This window comes from Pseudarthrobacter sp. NIBRBAC000502772 (assembly GCF_006517235.1).
In the GTDB taxonomy this organism is placed as follows: Bacteria; Actinomycetota; Actinomycetes; order Actinomycetales; family Micrococcaceae; genus Arthrobacter.
In genome coordinates, this window is record NZ_CP041188.1 from 3,922,206 (window position 1) to 3,941,222 (window position 19,017).

The following is a 19,017-nucleotide window of genomic DNA, read 5'->3' on the forward strand; positions in this document are numbered from 1 at the left end:
AGCTGAATCCGGATGAATCCGGGTTCCTCAACCTGCCGACGTAACCGACCCCCGCGGTCGGGCGTGTCGCGCTTAGCACGCATACAAATCCGCAGTTCCATGGGGAGTGGGTTATGTTTGGGCTTCCACTTGGACCCTGACACCCGGCATTATCCGGATCGGGACACGAAGAAGCGCTTGAACAACTCATCTAGTATGCCGGATATTATGCCCAGAAGCGAATCTGCAGGCTGACACCTCCCCGTACTGCAGATGTGCTAGCGCACTGCGCATTCGGGCCCTGCGCGACCTGGGGTCATTGCCTTCGGCAACATCCGAATGGATGATGGGGGAATGACCGTCGAAAATGACGATTCCGTCCAGGATCTGGCCGACCGTCTGCCCAGCTCGTTCACCCTCGGTGTTGCCGCGGCCGCCTTCCAGATCGAAGGCTCCCTCTCCGCTGACGGACGGGGTCCCTCCGGTTGGGACGCCTTCGCGGAGAAACCCGGCGCCATCATCGATGGACACTCCCCAGCAGTGGCCTGCGACCACTACAACCGCTCGCCCGAAGATGTGGCTCTGATGCGGGACCTCGGCGTGGATTCCTACCGCTTTTCCATCTCCTGGCCGCGGATCCAGCCGGACGGCCGCGGCGCGTTCAACAAGCAGGGCCTGGACTTCTACGACCGCCTGATCGACCAGCTGCTCGAAGCCGGCATCTCCCCCATGGCCACCCTCTACCACTGGGATACGCCACTGCCCTTGGAGCACCGAGGCGGCTGGATGAACAGGGCCACCGCCGAACGGTTCGCTGAGTACGCAGGCGAAGCCGGCCGGCGATTTGGTGATCGCGTAGACCAATGGGTAACCCTCAACGAACCAGCCTCGGTAGTCCTCAACGGCTATGCGCTGGGCGTCCATGCCCCCGGACGGGATCTCCTCTTTGATGCCTTTCCTGCTGTCCACAACCAGCTGCTTGCCCATGGCATGGCCGTCCAGGCGCTGCGCGCAGCAGGGGTCCGCGGCGGAATCGGCGTAACCAACCTCCACTCCCCCGTCCGGCCGGCCACGCGAAAAATCACGGACAAATACATCGCGCTGGTTTTCGACCTGATGCTCAACCGCATCTATGCCGATCCGGTCCTCCTGGGCCAATACCCCCGCCCGCCGCTCATCGCCAAGCCCTGGTTCCGGTCGTTCGGAAGAATCCCCGACGCCGACCTCCGCACCATCCACCAGCCCCTGGACTTCTACGGCGTGAACTATTACTACCCCACGAAGGTGGCAGCCGGACGGGGTCCGGCCGAAAGCCCCACGGGTCCTGCCGAGGCGATGGTGCGGGTGCCGTTCCATCAGGAGCCGTTCCCCGAATATGGCACCACGGGTTTCGGCTGGCCGGTAGCGCCGGAGCACCTTGGCATCCTGCTGCGTGAACTAAAGGACCGCTATAAAGGGGAGCTGCCCCCGCTGTACATCACCGAAAGCGGCGCCAGCTTCCCGGAGCCCGACCACGTCAGCGGCCCCATTCAGGACCTGGGGCGGATCAGTTACATCGCGGACCACCTGCGGCACGCGCTGGAGGCGACGGCACCGGGCGGAATCGCCCACGACGTGGACCTCCGCGGCTACTACGTCTGGACGCTGATGGACAACTTCGAATGGGCCGCGGGGTACTCCCAGCGCTTCGGCCTGGTGCACGTGGATTTCGACACCCTGGAGCGCACACCCAAGGAATCGTTCTACTGGTACCGCGCGCTCAGCCAGGCCCGGAAATCACTGGCCGGCGAAGGCCAGCCCGGCTGAGCACCGGCGAACACCCCGGCCGGCCGAGGCCCGGTGGCCTTGCTACTTGTCCTTGTTTGCCCGGTTGATGCGCTTGGCGCGGTCAATCTCGGTGCGGAAATGCCTCTTGGCCCAGAAAACTCCGGCGACCACGGCGACCACGATGATCAGAAAAATCAGCCATTCCATGATGTACTCCTCTCGCTGTCAGCAACAGTATCAGTGCCGGCGGGACGGTTCCCTGCGGTCGTGGGACGGCGGGCTGGACTCAGGACCCGGGGTCACCTCTGGTCCCGCCTCCGGCGCCTGACCGGCCGTTCCACGGTTCAGGCGCCAGACGGCAAAGACGATCAGGCCCACAGCGATGAACGCCAACAGCAGGAACGTGTACTGCCGCATGGCCCACAGAATGCAGGCGGCCACCCCTGCCGCGCCCCACCAGACGAAGAGCCGTTCCCCCAGTCCAAGGCCTGCCATGAGCAGCAGGGCGAGGAGCACCAGGACCCACAGCTGCTGCCCAGCGTTCCCGCCGAACACTATGCCCAGGCCGCTCAGCGAGAGCAAAACAGAGGACGCGCCCACCAGGAACCGGCCGGCAGCTTGGCTGCCGGCGAAGTAGCGCAAGCCACCGAGGACAGCGGCCAGGACCACGTACCACTGGACAACCCAGAAGGGACTGGGAAGGTCGGTCAATAGCCGGCCTGTGCGATGTTCAGGCGCGTCCAGTTCGAAGATGGCAGCGCGCTGGATGGCTACTGTGAGCAGCAACGCACCCACTTCGAGGACGATCCGTTGCGCCTTTGCGGGAGCCTCCCTGTAGGACACCCCGACGGCGGCGGCCAGCACGGCGGCCGCCGTCCAGGACGTTACATCGTGCCGGATTCCCACCAAGACCACCAGCACGAGGCCGAGGAACGCCGCACCGGCAAGCGACCAACGACGCACCGGCTCGGCCTGCAACGGTCCGCTGCGCATGAGCCGCACGGCATAGAGGGCAGCCGAAGCCACGCCCGCGCCGGTCAGCCATGGCAGGAATCCGTCCCAGACACCGGGGACATCCTGATACGCCTCCGCCGCCAAGGCGACGGACCCGCCGAGCGCGGCCACGGCTGCGGGCGGATACAGCACCGGCAGATCCTCGACGTGCGATGCGGTAAAGCACACGGCTGACAGGGCCAGGACAGCCGCACCCGTCACCCAGTCGGCCGCCAACGGCGAGATCAGCAGCCCAACACCGGCAAACGAGCCGGCGGTAACCAGCCAGATCCAGCGCTCGACGTCCGCGTCGCCAGCGGTCTCTTGGTGACCATTCTGCTCGTGCCCTCTCTGAGTGAGCCCGTTCTGAGTAAGCCCGTTCTGCCGGCCCGCGTTCTGCTGGTGCCGCAGGATGCCGGCAGCGGTCGCAAGCAGCGCACCACCGAGCAGAGTCACGGCAGTGCCGGTGTGGCTCAGGACCGCGGTCACAAGGAACGTCCCGCCGAACGTGAACAGCGGGCCCAGTGCGAGCACGCCGAACAGCGCAGCATACACAGCGAAGTAACGGGCTCCGTAGGCACTGAAGAGTCTCCTGGCTACCACAGCAGAGACCAGCAGCAACAGCAGTTCCAGCAACACCACCCAGCGGCCGCCGTCGTCGTCCTGCGCCAGCAGCCCGACGTCGCCCGGCCTGGTCACGTAGACCAGCGGCAGCAATGCCTGCCCGGCCAGGGTGATCCAGACTGCAGCCTGCTGGAAGGGGATGTCAGCCAGCCGTGTGCGCATCAACCAGCGGACGGCATGCTGGGCCGCGAGTACCAGGGCAAAGGTCACCGAAACCACAGTGGGCGAGGCGGTGATGTCGTAGCTAAGGACCACTGCGAGGCCTGCCGTCAGCACGCGGGCCGCCACAAAGTACCAGCCCTTCCTGGCCCGCTGTTGCTCGGCCACCACCATCAGCGTGGAGTAGACCGCGAAGATACCCAGGATCAGTTCCACCCGAAGCAGATCGCCATCGCTGAGGACCAGCTGCACAACAAATGCAAACGGGGCCAACCAGAGTGCACCCGCCACTCTGCGAAGGAAGTACCCCGAGGCCGCAGCGCCTAGGGCCACGAGTCCTGCAGCGTACGTTTCCTGCCAGTCTGCGGAACCTGACTGCAAGAGGCTGGCAATGCCGGCCAACTGGAGAAGGAGCACTGCGCCCGCGTCAGCAAGAATCCCGCGGGGAGCACGACGGCGCCCCGCAGCAACCAGCGGAAAGCACAGCTGAAGTGCCAGCACGGTCACCAGGACCGTTGCCGGGTGGACCACTTCGTCCGCGATGACCACCGGGCCGCCGTCCCGCTGCAGCTGGTGAAAAGCTGTCAGGGCAAGTACGGTGGCTGCCGCCCTGGCGAACCACCAGTAGGCCCAGTGGTGTTGGCGCAGGGGCAGACGAACCGCAGTGATGAGCAAATATGCAACCACCAACAACAACGCCGCATTCCCGGCGCCTTGTGAAACGGCTTGGAACGCGACCGTCGCAGCGACCACGGACATACCCAGCGGCAAGGCCTCCCATACCGTTGCAACCCAGTCCGGTTCCGTAGCCGGCCGTGGAACCACCAGGGCTCCGATGACAAAAGCGGCAGCAAGCTGGATGATCACGCAGACGGCTGTCAGGCCGTGGTCCGGCGAGGCCTCAATGAACGGCATCCCGGCCAGAACCAGCGCACCCCCGGCACCGAAGACGCCCAAGGTTGCCTCCGGCGCCAACATCCGCATGCCCGCGCGTTCCAGGAGCGCCGTCAGGAGTTGCTGGCACACGAGTGCCAGCAACAGCGCGAACACGGACGCCTCGGCCCGCCCGGGGCCGTCATCCATCACTGCCGCAACAGTTACAGGGACCGCACAGGTAAGGGCCAACCGGGACCCCAGAACCAGCCGGCCGCGGAAATCACCTGCCGCGAAAACCCCACGGATCGCCCAGAAGCCGGCCGCGGCGAGCAGCATTCCGGCTAGCGGCCACGCGCCCATCGAAGGCGAAACTATGCCGGCCAACACCAGTGCGGCCACGGGCGCCCATTCGGCCCGGCCGGCCCACTTGGCTGCCAGCATCATGCCCGTGGCCAAAGATAATGCCACCGGCACCCACAGCGGCACCGCAGTACCCGCTGCGACTGAACCGTAGCCATCCATAGCGCGGAAAAAGCCGACAGCGGTCTCCTGAACGCTGAACGCCGTGGTGGCAGCGAGTTGCAGAGCGAACGTCGCCCGGGCATCAACCTGCCAGCGTTCTCCAGCGGCGTTTGGGCTGTTGCCGGCGCCGGACGAGCCCGCCTGCTGCTGGGGAAACCAGCCCGTCAGCCTGGCCGACAGGAACGCCAGCCCCACTGCCTGGGCGGCGAACAGTACGCCGGCGGCGAGCAGGGCATCGGTCCCCCGGCCGGTCAGGTGCCAGATCTCGACGGCGGCAGCTACAGTCAGGGCGGCCCGTGCCGCATAGAAGTTGATCAGCCTGAACCGCCCCGGAACAGCGGCCAAAAGGGCAAAATAGACTCCGCACATCCCGATGACCAGCGCGTACTCAGCTTTGTCCAAGTGCAACGGCACGCAGGTAGCAGCGACGGCAACGGCCGGAACCACCAACGGGTGCAGGACCATCAGCGGCCTGACATACACCGGCGGCAGCCAACGCGGCCGGGCCAGGGCAATGCCAGTTAGCAGCACGGCGACGGCTATGAGCGCAGCGAAATACCAGACGAGCGCGCCACCCAGGATTGAAACGCCGGAGAACGCTGTGGAAGCCACAAACGTGAAGGAAAGGTACACGAGAACCCTGCTCTCCAGCCGGACCGCCGCCGCAACATAAGCCGCGGTACCGATCAGCGACGTGATCAGCCAGGCAGACGGGCCGTGATGCAATGCGAAGTTGTACAGTGCCAGCCCGGTCACAGGAACCAGGGCAAGCCCGGTGCCGGTGAACGCCACGGCAGCAGGCTTCAGCCGCGGGACCCGGGCGTGCAGAACAAATCCCGCGCCATAGAAAAGCGCCGTGACTGCGCAGACGCCGGCAAAGCGCAACATGGGCGGAAGGCTGGTGCCGATGAAGAGTGCTGCGGCAGCCACCAGCAGCAGGCTGGCCACGTACAGCGTGATGTTGATGTTCTGCCGGTCCCGCTTTTCACGGCGGGCCTGGAGCTCAGCCGGTGTCTCCGGAAATGTCTGGAACGAGGCGGCCGGAGACTGCGGCGGAATCCTCGGTGGCACTGGCGTGGCCGGCGTGGGCACACTGCTGGCTGCCGCCGTCTCACGCTGCCCCAGGGGCGGGCCCTCCCCCAGCCGTGAGTCAGCGTCGGCAGAACTTGGCGATTGTGTGGCCCCCGGACTGGGCTGGCCGGACGCCTGAAGCTTGGCCACGGCGTCACGCCACCCCTGAAGGTGACCGGCGCGGTACCCCGCTTCATATGATTCGTCCCTCATGGCGATCCCTTTCCAGAGGGCAGGCCTGCCTGCACAATTAATCCATTGATTGGATTAATTGTAGCAAAGAACAGCCCCGCTGCACTAGCAGCGGGGCTGTTCCAAACTTCGCGTCAGGCCGTCAGACGGCGATCAGCTCCGTAATCAACAAGTAAATTACTTGATGATCTTGGTAACGCGTCCTGAACCAACGGTGCGGCCGCCTTCGCGGATAGCGAAGCCGAGGCCCTCTTCCATGGCGATGGGCTGGATGAGCGCAACGGTCATCTCAGTGTTGTCGCCAGGCATAACCATTTCCGTGCCTTCCGGCAGGGTGATAACGCCGGTTACGTCCGTGGTGCGGAAGTAGAACTGCGGGCGGTAGTTCGAGTAGAACGGGTTGTGACGTCCGCCTTCGTCCTTGGAGAGGATGTAGACGTTGGCCTCGAAGTCGGTGTGCGGGGTGATGGAACCCGGCTTGACGACAACCTGGCCACGCTCTACGTCATCGCGCTTCAGACCGCGGAGCAGGAGGCCACAGTTCTCGCCGGCCCATGCTTCGTCGAGCTGCTTGTGGAACATCTCGATACCGGTAACCGTGGTCTTCTGGACCGGGCGGATGCCGACGATCTCGACCTCGGAGTTGATGGCGAGAGTTCCACGCTCGGCGCGGCCCGTTACAACGGTGCCACGGCCGGTGATCGTGAAGACATCTTCGATCGGCATCAGGAACGGCTTGTCACGGTCACGTACGGGGTCCGGAACGGACTCGTCGACAGCTGCCATGAGGTCCTCGACGGACTTGACCCAAACCGGGTCGCCTTCGAGGGCCTTCAGACCGGAAACGCGAACAACGGGAGCTTCATCGCCATCGAAGCCCTGAGCCGAAAGCAGCTCACGAACTTCCATTTCAACGAGGTCCAGCAGCTCTTCGTCGTCAACCATGTCCGACTTGTTCAGCGCAACCAGCAGGTAGGGAACGCCAACCTGGCGGGCAAGCAGAACGTGCTCGCGGGTCTGAGCCATCGGGCCGTCAGTGGCGGCAACCACGAGGATTGCACCGTCCATCTGTGCAGCACCGGTGATCATGTTCTTGATGTAGTCAGCGTGACCCGGAGCGTCTACGTGTGCGTAGTGGCGCTTCTCGGTCTGGTACTCAACGTGGGAAATGTTGATCGTAATGCCACGCTGGCGCTCTTCCGGAGCAGAGTCAATCGACGCGAAGTCGCGCTGCTCGTTGAGAGTCGGGTACTTGTCGTACAGCACCTTGGAAATGGCGGCAGTCAGCGTCGTCTTACCGTGGTCAACGTGACCAATGGTGCCGATGTTGACGTGCGGCTTAGTCCGCTCGAACTTTGCCTTTGCCACAGGTTCCTCCTAGAACGTTTTCAAATGACTTACCCTTCGACCGCGCTTATCGCGGCAGAAACTCAGGCAAGTCTACTTGGGGGGCTTTGGATTGGTGAAATTGCAGATTCAGGAACTAATACTAGTCCCTCGAGCCTGTTCGCGCAGATGGCCGGGGCCCGGCTTGACCGGACCCGGCCACCTGCACCAGGTGAGCTTCCGTAAACCGGAAACGCACCCGAGTTTTTGCTGCGAAAGTCGGAAGACTACTCGCCGCGGTTCTTCTGGATGATCTCGTCGGCAAATGCCTTCGGGACCTCGGCGTAGCTGTGGAACGTCATGGAATACACAGCGCGGCCCTGGGTCTTGGAACGCAGGTCACCGATGTAGCCGAACATGCCGGACAGCGGGACGTGCGCACGGATGACCTTGACACCCTGCGCATCTTCCATGGACTGCATCTGGCCACGGCGGGAGTTGAGGTCACCGATTACTTCACCCATGTATTCCTCAGGGGTGCGGACCTCTACATCCATCAGCGGTTCGAGCAGGATGGGGTTCGCCTTGCGTGCGGCTTCCTTGAAAGCCATACGGCCGGCGATCTTGAACGCCATTTCCGAAGAGTCAACATCGTGGTAAGCGCCGTCGATCAGCGTCGCCTTGATGCCAACAACCGGGTAACCGGCCAGGACGCCGTCATTCAGTGCATCCTGGATACCGGCGTCAACCGACGGGATGTATTCGCGCGGAATGCGGCCACCAGTGACCTTGTTCTCGAACTCGTACAGCTCGCCCTCGGAAGTGTCCAGCGGCCCAATGGCAATCTGGATCTTTGCGAACTGACCCGAACCACCGGTCTGCTTCTTGTGCGTGTAGTCGTGACGCGCAACAACATTCTTGATGGTTTCGCGGTAAGCGACCTGCGGCTTGCCAACGTTGGCCTCGACCTTGAATTCGCGGCGCATGCGGTCCACCAGGATATCCAGGTGGAGCTCGCCCATGCCGGCGATGATGGTCTGACCGGTGTCCTCGTTGAGGGAGACCTGGAAGGTCGGGTCCTCAGCGGAGAGCTTCTGGATAGCCAGTGAGAGCTTCTCCTGGTCACCCTTGGTGTTCGGTTCGATGGCAACCGAGATCACGGGCTCCGGGAAGCTCATGGACTCGAGGACGATCTGGTTGCTGGAGTCACACAGGGTGTCGCCCGTGGTGGTGTCCTTCAGCCCGATCGCTGCGTAGATGTGGCCGGCGGTAGCGCCCTCAACGGGCATTTCCTTGTTGGCGTGCATCTGGAACAGCTTGCCGATGCGCTCCTTCTTGCCCTTGGTGGAGTTGACCACCTGAGCACCCGCTTCGACGTGACCGGAGTACACGCGGATGAAGGTGAGCTGGCCGAAGAAGGGGTGCGCAGCAATCTTGAACGCCAGAGCCGAGAACGGCTCCTCAGAGGAAGGCGCGCGCGTGAGTTCCTTCTCTTCGTCGCGAGGATCGTGACCGATCATCGGCGGAACGTCGAGCGGGTTGGGCAGGTAGTCAACCACGGCGTCAAGCATCGGCTGAACGCCGCGGTTCTTGAACGCGGAGCCACAGAAGACCGGGTAGAGCTCAGAGTTGATCGTCATCTTGCGGATGCCGGCCTTGAGCTCCTCGACGGAGAGTTCTTCACCCTCGAGGTACTTCTCCATGAGCTCTTCGGTAGCGTCAGCCACCGTCTCAACGAGGGCAGCCCGGTATTCCTTGGCCTTCTCCAGCAGATCCGCGGGGATCTCCTGGACCTCGTACTTGGCACCCATGGTGACGTCACCCTTGGAGTCGCCCGGCCAGACCAGCGCGCGCATTTCCAGGATGTCGACAACGCCGACGAAGTCGTTCTCGGCACCGATCGGCAGCTGCATAACGAGCGGCTTGGCACCGAGGCGGCTGATGATGGTGTCTACCGTGTAGTAGAAATCAGCACCGAGCTTGTCCATCTTGTTGACGAAGCAGATACGCGGAACGTTGTACTTGTCAGCCTGGCGCCAAACGGTCTCAGACTGGGGCTCGACGCCTTCTTTACCATCGAACACGGCAACGGCGCCGTCGAGGACGCGCAGTGAGCGCTCAACCTCGACGGTGAAGTCAACGTGGCCGGGGGTGTCAATGATGTTGATCTGGTTGTTGTCCCAGAAGCAGGTCACGGCGGCAGACGTGATGGTGATGCCGCGTTCCTTCTCCTGTTCCATCCAGTCAGTCGTCGAAGCGCCGTCGTGCGTTTCGCCGATCTTGTGGTTCACACCTGTGTAGAACAGAATGCGCTCGGTGGTGGTGGTCTTGCCAGCATCGATGTGAGCCATGATGCCGATGTTGCGGACCTTACTAAGGTCTGTAAGCACGTCCTGTGCCACGGTGTCTCCCTTTCGGATGGACTACGCGTTCGCCGCCGGCTCAGTCGAGCCGGCGGCGTCCGGGAAGTATTACCAGCGGTAGTGTGCGAAGGCCTTGTTGGACTCGGCCATCTTGTGGGTGTCTTCGCGACGCTTCACAGCGGCACCGAGACCGTTGGAGGCATCCAGGATTTCGTTCTGGAGGCGCTCGGTCATGGTCTTTTCACGGCGGGCCTTGGAGTAACCAACCAGCCAACGCAGGGCGAGGGCGGTGGAGCGGCCCGGCTTGACCTCAACCGGAACCTGGTAGGTAGCGCCACCAACGCGGCGTGAGCGGACCTCGAGGGAAGGCTTGACGTTCTCCATGGCCTTCTTGAGGGCTGCTACGGGGTCGCCGCCGGACTTGGCGCGGGCGCCTTCGAGGGCACCGTAAACAATGCGCTCTGCGGTGGACTTCTTACCGTCAACCAGCACCTTGTTGATCAGCTGGGTAACCAGCGGGGAGCCGTAAACGGGATCTAGTACGAGCGGCCGCTTGGGGGCCGGACCCTTGCGAGGCATATTACTTCTTCTCCATCTTTGCGCCGTAACGGCTGCGTGCCTGCTTACGGTTCTTCACACCCTGGGTATCGAGGGCGCCACGGACGATCTTGTAGCGAACGCCGGGGAGGTCCTTCACGCGACCGCCGCGAACGAGCACAATGGAGTGCTCCTGCAGGTTGTGGCCTACACCGGGGATGTAAGCGGTAACTTCAACGCCACCGTTGAGGCGCACACGTGCAACCTTACGAAGAGCCGAGTTCGGCTTCTTGGGGGTGGTGGTGTAGACGCGGGTGCAAACACCGCGGCGCATCGGGCTGCCGTTAAGCGCGGGAGCCTTGGTCTTTTTGACCTTAGGCGTGCGGCCCTTGCGGACCAGCTGGTTAATCGTAGGCACTCTCGTGTTCTCCGTTGGTTTGATCTCTACCTTCACGCTCAGGCGCCAGCCTGAATATGATGGTTTTGGCGTTGCTCCTTGCAGCTGCGGCCTCTGGAAACTTGCGTAGGCGTGCAAAAGCGTGGCATTCGTTGCGCACCTTACCCGCAACCCGGAAACAAGCTCCACCCAGCATCATGAGAACAAAACCAAAATGATGCTGCGGCGGCCTTCATCCACTGCCACACAGAACAATTACCAAAATTCTAGCACGGCTTGATCCCGCGCCTTAATCGGGTGTATAGCGCACGACGGCGGACCTCGGGTGCCGCCGTCGTCCTCCACTCAAAGTTCCTTCAGCACTTAAACAGCAACGCGAGGTCACTTTGAGCCCAATCCGAGGTGCAGATTGGGCCGTAAGTGACCCCGCGTTGCTTTAGGCGTTAGCGGAAATCGTTGCCGAGATCGTAGTCATCCAGCGGGATGGCGTGGAACTCAGGAGCTCCGTCGCCGCCCAGGGAGTCGTACGAGAAGTCACTGAATGCGCTGGGGCCGGTGAACAGGTTGGCCTTCGCTTCCTCAGTGGGCTCCACGGTGACCTCGGTGTAGCGCGGGAGACCCGTGCCGGCCGGGATCAGCTTACCGATGATGACGTTCTCCTTGAGGCCGAGCAGCGGGTCGCTCTTGCCTTCCATGGCCGCCTGCGTCAGGACGCGGGTGGTCTCCTGGAAGGAAGCTGCCGACAGCCAGGACTCGGTGGCCAGGGACGCCTTCGTGATGCCCATGAGCTCAGGACGTCCGGAAGCCGGAGTCTTGCCCTCGGACACAACGCGGCGGTTGGCCTCCTCGAAGCGGCTGCGCTCGGCGAGCTCGCCGGGGAGCAGATCCGATTCGCCGGACTCGATGACCGTGACGCGGCGCAGCATCTGGCGAACGATAACCTCGACGTGCTTGTCGTGGATACCGATGCCCTGGCTGCGGTACACGCCCTGGACCTCGTCCACCAGGAACTTCTGCGCGGCACGGGGACCCATGATGCGCAGCACCTGCTTGGGATCCACCGGACCGTTGATGAGCTTCTGGCCCACTGTGACGTGCTCGCCGTCCTCAATGAGGAGGCGTGAACGGCGCAGTACCGGGTAGGCGATCTCTTCAGAGCCGTCATCCGGAGTGATGACCAGGCGCATCTGGCGCTCGGACTCTTCGATGGCGATGCGGCCGGCTGCTTCAGCAATCGGTGCGACACCCTTCGGAGTACGGGCTTCGAAGAGCTCCTGGATACGGGGCAGACCCTGGGTGATGTCGTCGCCACCGCTGGCGGAAACAGCACCACCGGTGTGGAACGTACGCATGGTCAGCTGGGTACCGGGCTCACCGATCGACTGTGCGGCGATGATGCCGACGGCCTCGCCGATGTCCACGGTCTTGCCGGTGGCCAGTGAACGGCCGTAGCACAGGGCGCAGGTGCCGACGCTGGACTCACAGGTGAGTACGGAGCGGACCTTGACCTCGGTGATGCCGGCTGCGAACAGCTCAGCGATAACGACGTCGCCGCAGTCGGTGCCGCCGGCCGCAAGGACATTGCCCTTGGAGTCCACAACATCAACAGCGAGCGTACGGGCGTAGGCGCTGTTCTCGACGTTCTCGTCCAGGACCAGCTCGCCGTTGGCGTCCGGCACGGCGATTGCCGTGACCAGGCCGCGCTCGGTGCCGCAGTCCTCTTCGCGAACGATGACGTCCTGCGACACGTCCACCAGACGACGGGTCAGGTAACCCGAGTTGGCGGTACGCAGCGCGGTGTCAGCCAGACCCTTACGGGCACCGTGCGTAGCGATGAAGTATTCCAGCACCGACAGGCCCTCGCGGTAGGAGGACTTGATGGGACGCGGGATGATTTCACCCTTAGGGTTGGCCACCAGGCCACGGATACCCGCGATCTGACGGACCTGCATCCAGTTACCACGTGCACCCGAGGACACCATGCGGTTGATGGTGTTCATCGGCGACAGGTTGTCACGCATCACCTGGGCGATCTCGTTGGTTGCCTTGTTCCAGATCTCGATCAGTTCCTGGCGACGCTCGTCGTCGTCGATCAGGCCCTTGTCGTACTGGCCCTGGATCTTGGCAGCCATGGTTTCGTAGCCGGCGAGGATCCGCGGCTTGTCCTTGGGTACCTCGATGTCCGAGATGGCGACTGTAACGCCTGAGCGGGTGGCCCAGTAGAAACCGGCGTCCTTCAGATTGTCCAGCGTTGCCGCCGTGACCACCTTCGGGTAGCGCTCGGCGAGATCGTTGACGATCGTGGACAGTTCGCCCTTGTCCGCAACGTTCTCAACCCACGGGTAATCCGCCGGCAGCGTCTGGTTGAAGATGACCTGTCCCAGGGAGGTCTGGACGATCACCGGCTGGCCGGCTTCCCAGCCTTCCGGAGCTTCCCAGCCCGCGTACGGAACGAAGCCTTCGAGACGGATCCTGACCTGCGAGTTCAGGTGCAGCTCGCGGAGGTCGTAGGCCATGATGGCTTCGGCAACCGAGGAGAAGACGCGTCCTTCGCCAGCTGAACCGACACGCTTGGTGGTCAGGTGGTAAAGACCGATGATCATATCCTGCGAAGGCAGGGTGACCGGACGGCCGTCGGACGGCTTCAGGATGTTGTTCGAGGACAGCATCAGGATGCGTGCCTCAGCCTGGGCCTCAGGGCTCAGCGGCAGGTGGACTGCCATCTGGTCGCCGTCGAAGTCAGCGTTGAAGGCGCCACAAACCAGCGGGTGGAGCTGGATTGCCTTACCTTCAACAAGCTGCGGTTCGAACGCCTGGATGCCGAGGCGGTGCAGGGTGGGTGCACGGTTGAGCAGCACCGGGTGTTCGGTGATGATCTCTTCCAGCACGTCCCAGACCTGCGGACGGTAACGCTCGACCATGCGCTTGGCCGACTTGATGTTCTGGGCGTGGTTGAGGTCAACCAGGCGCTTCATCACGAACGGCTTGAAGAGCTCCAGTGCCATCTGCTTGGGCAGGCCACACTGGTGCAGCTTCAGCTGCGGGCCGACGACGATGACCGAACGGCCGGAGTAGTCAACGCGCTTGCCGAGGAGGTTCTGGCGGAAACGGCCCTGCTTGCCCTTGAGCATGTCGCTCAGGGACTTCAGCGGACGGTTGCCCGGACCGGTGACCGGACGGCCGCGACGGCCGTTGTCGAAGAGGCTGTCAACAGCTTCCTGAAGCATGCGCTTCTCGTTGTTGACGATAATCTCCGGGGCACCGAGGTCAAGCAGGCGCTTGAGGCGGTTGTTGCGGTTGATCACACGACGGTAGAGGTCGTTGAGGTCGGAGGTCGCGAAGCGGCCACCGTCCAGCTGGACCATCGGGCGCAGTTCCGGCGGGATCACCGGGACGGCGTCGAGAACCATGCCGAGCGGGCTGTTGTTGGTGGTCAGGAACGCGTTGACCACCTTCAGGCGCTTCAGGGCGCGGGTCTTGCGCTGGCCCTTGCCGTTGGCGATGATGTCGCGCAGCAGGTCAGACTCGGCCTGCATGTCGAAGTTCTCAAGACGCTTCTTGATGGCTTCGGCACCCATGGAGCCTTCGAAGTACATGCCGTAGCGGTCGCGCAGCTCGCGGTAGAGGCCTTCGTCGCCTTCGAGGTCTGCGACCTTCAGGTTCTTGAAACGGTCCCAGACCTGCTCAAGGCGCTCGATCTCGGCGTCGGCACGCTTACGCACGTTGGCCATCTGACGGTCCGCGGAGTCGCGGGCCTTCTTCTTGTCGGCAGCCTTGGCACCTTCACCTTCGAGGCGCGCGATCTCGTTTTCGAGGTCACGGGCGATCGTGGCGATGTCGGAGTCGCGGTTGTCGATCAGCTGCTTCTTCTCGATGTCGTGCTCAACCTGCAGGTTGGGCAGTTCCTCGTGGCGGCTATCGGCGTCGACGCTGGTGATCATGTAGGCAGCGAAGTAGATGACCTTTTCGAGGTCCTTCGGTGCCAGGTCAAGGAGGTAGCCCAGGCGGGACGGAACACCCTTGAAGTACCAGATGTGCGTGACCGGGGCGGCCAGCTCGATGTGGCCCATGCGCTCACGGCGGACCTTCGCACGGGTGACTTCAACGCCACAACGCTCGCAGATGATGCCCTTGAAGCGCACGCGCTTGTACTTACCGCAGTAGCATTCCCAGTCGCGGGAAGGGCCGAAGATCTTCTCGCAGAAGAGGCCGTCCTTCTCGGGCTTGAGCGTGCGGTAGTTGATGGTTTCCGGCTTCTTAACCTCGCCGTAAGACCAGCCACGGATGTCATCCGCGGTGGCGAGGCCGATCTGCATGAGGCCGAAGGAGGATTCGCTGGACATATGGTCCCTGTTCTCTCTTGTTCTCTAAATTCTGAAGTCTTGAGGGCACCTGGGTCTCGACAAGCTCGACCACCGGTTGCCCCGGTTACGGGAAGAGGGAGGTGATGCCGGGGAAAAGGCAGCGCGGCGGGGCCGCTTGCTTTTCCCCGGACATCAACCTGCTAAACCTCTTCTACGGAACTGGGCTCTGCACGAGACAGATCGATGCCCAGTTCTTCCGCAGCCGTGAAGACTGCGTCATCAGAGTCACGCATTTCAATTGTGGTTCCGTCCGTGGAAAGTACTTCCACGTTCAGGCACAGCGACTGCATTTCCTTGATCAAGACCTTGAAGGACTCAGGAACGCCCGGCTCGGGGATGTTCTCGCCCTTGACGATTGCTTCGTAGACCTTGACACGACCGTGGATATCATCCGACTTGATGGTGAGGAGTTCCTGGAGCGTGTACGCGGCGCCATAAGCTTCCAGCGCCCACACTTCCATCTCACCGAAGCGCTGGCCACCGAACTGTGCCTTACCACCCAGCGGCTGCTGCGTGATCATGGAGTACGGGCCAGTGGAACGGGCGTGGATCTTGTCGTCCACCAGGTGGTGGAGCTTCAGGATGTACATGTAGCCGACCGAGATCGGATCCGGGAACGGCTCGCCGGAGCGGCCGTCGAAGAGGCGGGTCTTGCCTGAGGAGTTGATCAGGCGGTCGCCGTCGCGCGTGACGTTGGTGGAGTCCAGCAGACCCGTGATTTCCTCTTCACGGGCGCCATCGAACACCGGCGTTGCAACAGTGGTGGAGCCACTCTCGCGCGGCAGGTTCGGCAGCTGCTTCATCCACTCGGGCTCGCCTTCGATCTTCCAACCGGTCTTGGCAACCCAGCCGAGGTGCGTTTCCAGTACCTGGCCGACGTTCATACGGCCCGGAACACCCAGCGGGTTCAGGACAATATCAACGGGGGTACCGTCGGCAAGGAAGGGCATGTCCTCGATCGGGAGGATCTTGGAGATAACGCCCTTGTTGCCGTGACGGCCGGCGAGCTTGTCGCCGTCAGTGATCTTGCGCTTCGCGGCCACGTAGACGCGAACCAGCTGGTTCACGCCCGGGGGCAGTTCGTCGTCGTTGTCGCGGTCGAAGACGCGGACGCCGATGACGGTGCCGGACTCGCCGTGCGGAACCTTCAGGGAGGTGTCGCGCACTTCGCGGGACTTCTCGCCGAAGATGGCGCGCAGCAGGCGTTCTTCCGGGGTCAGTTCGGTTTCACCCTTCGGGGTGACCTTTCCGACCAGGATGTCGCCGGCTTCAACTTCGGCACCGATGTGGATGATGCCGCGCTCGTCCAGGCCTGCCAGGACTTCCTCGGACACGTTGGGGATGTCACGGGTGATTTCCTCGGCACCAAGCTTGGTGTCGCGGGCATCGATCTCGTGCTCCTCGATGTGGATGGAGGAAAGAACGTCCTCGGCAACAATGCGCTGCGAGAGGATGATGGCGTCCTCGAAGTTGTGGCCTTCCCATGACATGAATGCCACGAGCAGGTTCTTACCGAGGGCGAGTTCGCCCTGGTCCGTTGCCGGACCGTCGGCGATGATGCCGCCGACCTCGAGACGCTGGCCTTCGTTCACCAGGACACGGTTGTTGTAGCAGTTGCCCTGGTTGGAGCGTGCGAACTTGTTGATGCGGTAGTTGGTTTCCGTACCGTCGTCGTTGAGCATGATGACGAGTTCAGCGGAGACTTCGGTAACCACACCGGCCTTCTTCGCAATGGTGACGTCACCGGCGTCGACGGCTGCGGCGCGCTCCATGCCGGTGCCCACGAACGGGGCCTCGGAACGGACCAGCGGCACGGCCTGGCGCTGCATGTTGGCACCCATGAGTGCGCGGTTAGCATCGTCATGCTCGAGGAACGGGATCAGGGCCGTAGCCACGGACACCATCTGGCGCGGGGAAACGTCCATGAACTCGACCTCGCCGGCGGGAACGAGCACAGGCTCGCCTCCACCACCACGGGCGCGGACCAGGACGGTCTCTTCGGCGAACTTCTTGTTCTCATCCAGCGGAGCGTTGGCCTGTGCGATCAGGACCTCTGCTTCGTCGTCGGCCGTGAGGTACTGGACCTCGTCGGAGACAACGCCTTCAGCGACGAGACGGTAAGGAGTCTCGATGAAGCCGAACGGGTTGATGCGGCCGTAGGATGCCAGCGAACCGATCAGACCAATGTTCGGGCCTTCAGGGGTTTCGATGGGGCACATACGTCCGTAGTGGGACGGGTGAACGTCTCGAACTTCCATGCCTGCGCGGTCACGGGACAGACCACCCGGGCCAAGCGCGGACAGACGGCGCTTGTGGGTCAGACCCGACAGAGGGTTGTTCTGGTCCATAAACTGCGACAGCTGGGAAGTTCCGAAGAACTCCTTGATGGCTGCAACAACAGGGCGGATGTTGATCAGTGTCTGCGGCGTGATGGCCTCGACGTCCTGGGTGGTCATCCGCTCGCGGACAACGCGCTCCATACGGGACAGGCCGGTGCGGACCTGGTTCTCGATGAGCTCGCCGACGGCGCGGATACGACGGTTGCCGAAGTGGTCGATGTCATCGATCTCAACGCGCAGCTCGTGGTCCTGGCCGTCGCGCTTGCCCGTGAGGGTCTTCTCGCCGGCGTGCAGGGCAACCAGGAACTTGATCATGGCCACGATGTCTTCAACGTGCAGGACCGAAGCTTCCTTGTCGCCAAGGGAGCGGTCGATGCCAAGCTTGCGGTTGATCTTGTAACGGCCAACCTTGGCCAGATCGTAGCGCTTGGAGTTGAAGTACAGGTTGTCCAGGAGGGACTGGGCAGCCTCGACTGTGGGCGGCTCGCCCGGTCGCAGCTTCCGGTAGATGTCCAGCAACGCGTCTTCGCGGGTCTCGGTGGCGTCCTTCTCCAGCGTTGCGCGCATGGAGTCGTACTGGCCGAACTCTTCGAGGATCTGGCCTTCGGTCCAGCCGAGGGCCTTCAGCAGAACGGTGACGGACTGCTTGCGCTTGCGGTCGAGGCGAACGCCGACCTGGTCGCGCTTGTCGATTTCGAGTTCAAACCATGCACCGCGGGACGGGATGATCTTGGCAGTGAAGATGTCCTTGTCACTGGTCTTGTCGGCGGTGCGCTCAAAGTAGGCGCCCGGTGAACGGACCAGCTGGGAGACGACCACACGCTCGGTGCCGTTGACGACGAAGGTGCCCTTCTCCGTCATGAGGGGGAAGTCGCCCATGAACACGGTCTGCTGCTTGATTTCGCCCGTGTTGTTGTTCATGAACTCGGCCTTGACGTACAGCGGTGCCGAGTACGTTGCGTCCCGGTCCTTGCACTCGGCCATGGTGTACTTCGGGTCAGCGAACTCCGGATCGGAGAAGCTCAGGGACATGGTGCCCTGGAAGTCCTCGATCGGGGAGATCTCTTCAAAGATGTCCGACAGTCCGGACGAGGTGGCGACGCTGAGATCGTTTTCTTCGACGGCCTTCGCTACGCGCGCCTGCCAGCGTTCGTTTCCGACCAGCCAGTCGAAGCTGTCCGTCTGCAGGGCAAGGAGATTCGGAACGTCCAGCGGTTCGTGAATCTTTGCGAATGATAGCCGGCGAGTGGCACCATCAGTGCTGTCGGCGGTGTTAGCGGTTTCGTTATTAGAGGTGCTCGAGGCGACCAAGAGGGATCCTTCCACAGACCTTCAGGCGTTTTCAGATCTCCCCCGCTGTGCACCCTGCGGAATGACTCCGCAGTGCTACCATCCGGTTCCGCTATATGACCCGGGCCGGGGCTTTCCATACAATGACGTTGTTGACGGCACGTTGATGGTCAGCTGCCAGGCAAAGCCCACCGCTATATGAAGGCTGAAGGTAAACA

At 62.8% G+C, this 19,017-nt stretch carries 9 protein-coding genes; 1 reads left to right on the forward strand and 8 read right to left on the reverse strand.

The genetic code is table 11. The annotated features are described in order from the left end of the window. Positions 1-333 precede the first annotated feature (333 nt). Positions 334-1,785 carry a GH1 family beta-glucosidase gene (locus tag NIBR502772_RS18185; RefSeq protein ID WP_141141213.1) on the forward strand — a complete coding sequence of 484 codons (1,452 nt, stop codon included), beginning with the start codon at positions 334-336 and terminating at the stop codon, positions 1,783-1,785. A gap of 42 nt (positions 1,786-1,827) precedes the next feature. Here the strand turns inward: NIBR502772_RS18185 and NIBR502772_RS22950 are convergent, their stop codons facing one another. From NIBR502772_RS22950 to rpoB, 8 genes are all read right to left on the reverse strand, one after another. Further along, positions 1,828-1,953, reverse strand: a complete 126-nt coding sequence (locus NIBR502772_RS22950; protein ID WP_256370759.1) for a hypothetical protein — start codon at positions 1,951-1,953, stop codon at positions 1,828-1,830. A gap of 30 nt (positions 1,954-1,983) precedes the next feature. Beyond that, entirely contained in the window at positions 1,984-6,204 is a 4,221-nt protein-coding gene (locus NIBR502772_RS18190) for a hypothetical protein (protein ID WP_210412320.1), read from the reverse strand. A 156-nt stretch (positions 6,205-6,360) separates the two neighbouring features. After that, complete coding sequence (tuf, locus tag NIBR502772_RS18195) at positions 6,361-7,551, reverse strand: elongation factor Tu (RefSeq protein WP_141141214.1); 1,191 nt, start codon at positions 7,549-7,551, stop codon at positions 6,361-6,363. Between the two features lie 245 nt (positions 7,552-7,796). Further along, positions 7,797-9,911 carry an elongation factor G gene (gene fusA / locus NIBR502772_RS18200; protein ID WP_104062632.1) on the reverse strand — a complete coding sequence of 705 codons (2,115 nt, stop codon included), beginning with the start codon at positions 9,909-9,911 and terminating at the stop codon, positions 7,797-7,799. 69 nt (positions 9,912-9,980) lie between these two features. Beyond that, a complete protein-coding gene (gene rpsG / locus NIBR502772_RS18205) occupies positions 9,981-10,451 on the reverse strand; it encodes a 30S ribosomal protein S7 (RefSeq protein WP_011692813.1) in 471 nt (156 codons plus the stop codon). A 1-nt stretch (position 10,452) separates the two neighbouring features. Then, on the reverse strand, positions 10,453-10,827 hold the full coding sequence (rpsL, locus tag NIBR502772_RS18210; RefSeq protein WP_011692814.1) for a 30S ribosomal protein S12: 375 nt from the start codon (positions 10,825-10,827) through the stop codon (positions 10,453-10,455). Positions 10,828-11,249: 422 nt separating this feature from the next. Beyond that, positions 11,250-15,149, reverse strand: coding sequence for a DNA-directed RNA polymerase subunit beta' (locus NIBR502772_RS18215; protein ID WP_104062633.1), 3,900 nt, complete (start codon positions 15,147-15,149; stop codon positions 11,250-11,252). A 161-nt stretch (positions 15,150-15,310) separates the two neighbouring features. Beyond that, on the reverse strand, positions 15,311-18,820 hold the full coding sequence (gene rpoB / locus NIBR502772_RS18220) for a DNA-directed RNA polymerase subunit beta (RefSeq protein WP_104062650.1): 3,510 nt from the start codon (positions 18,818-18,820) through the stop codon (positions 15,311-15,313). Between the last annotated feature and the right edge of the window lie 197 nt (positions 18,821-19,017).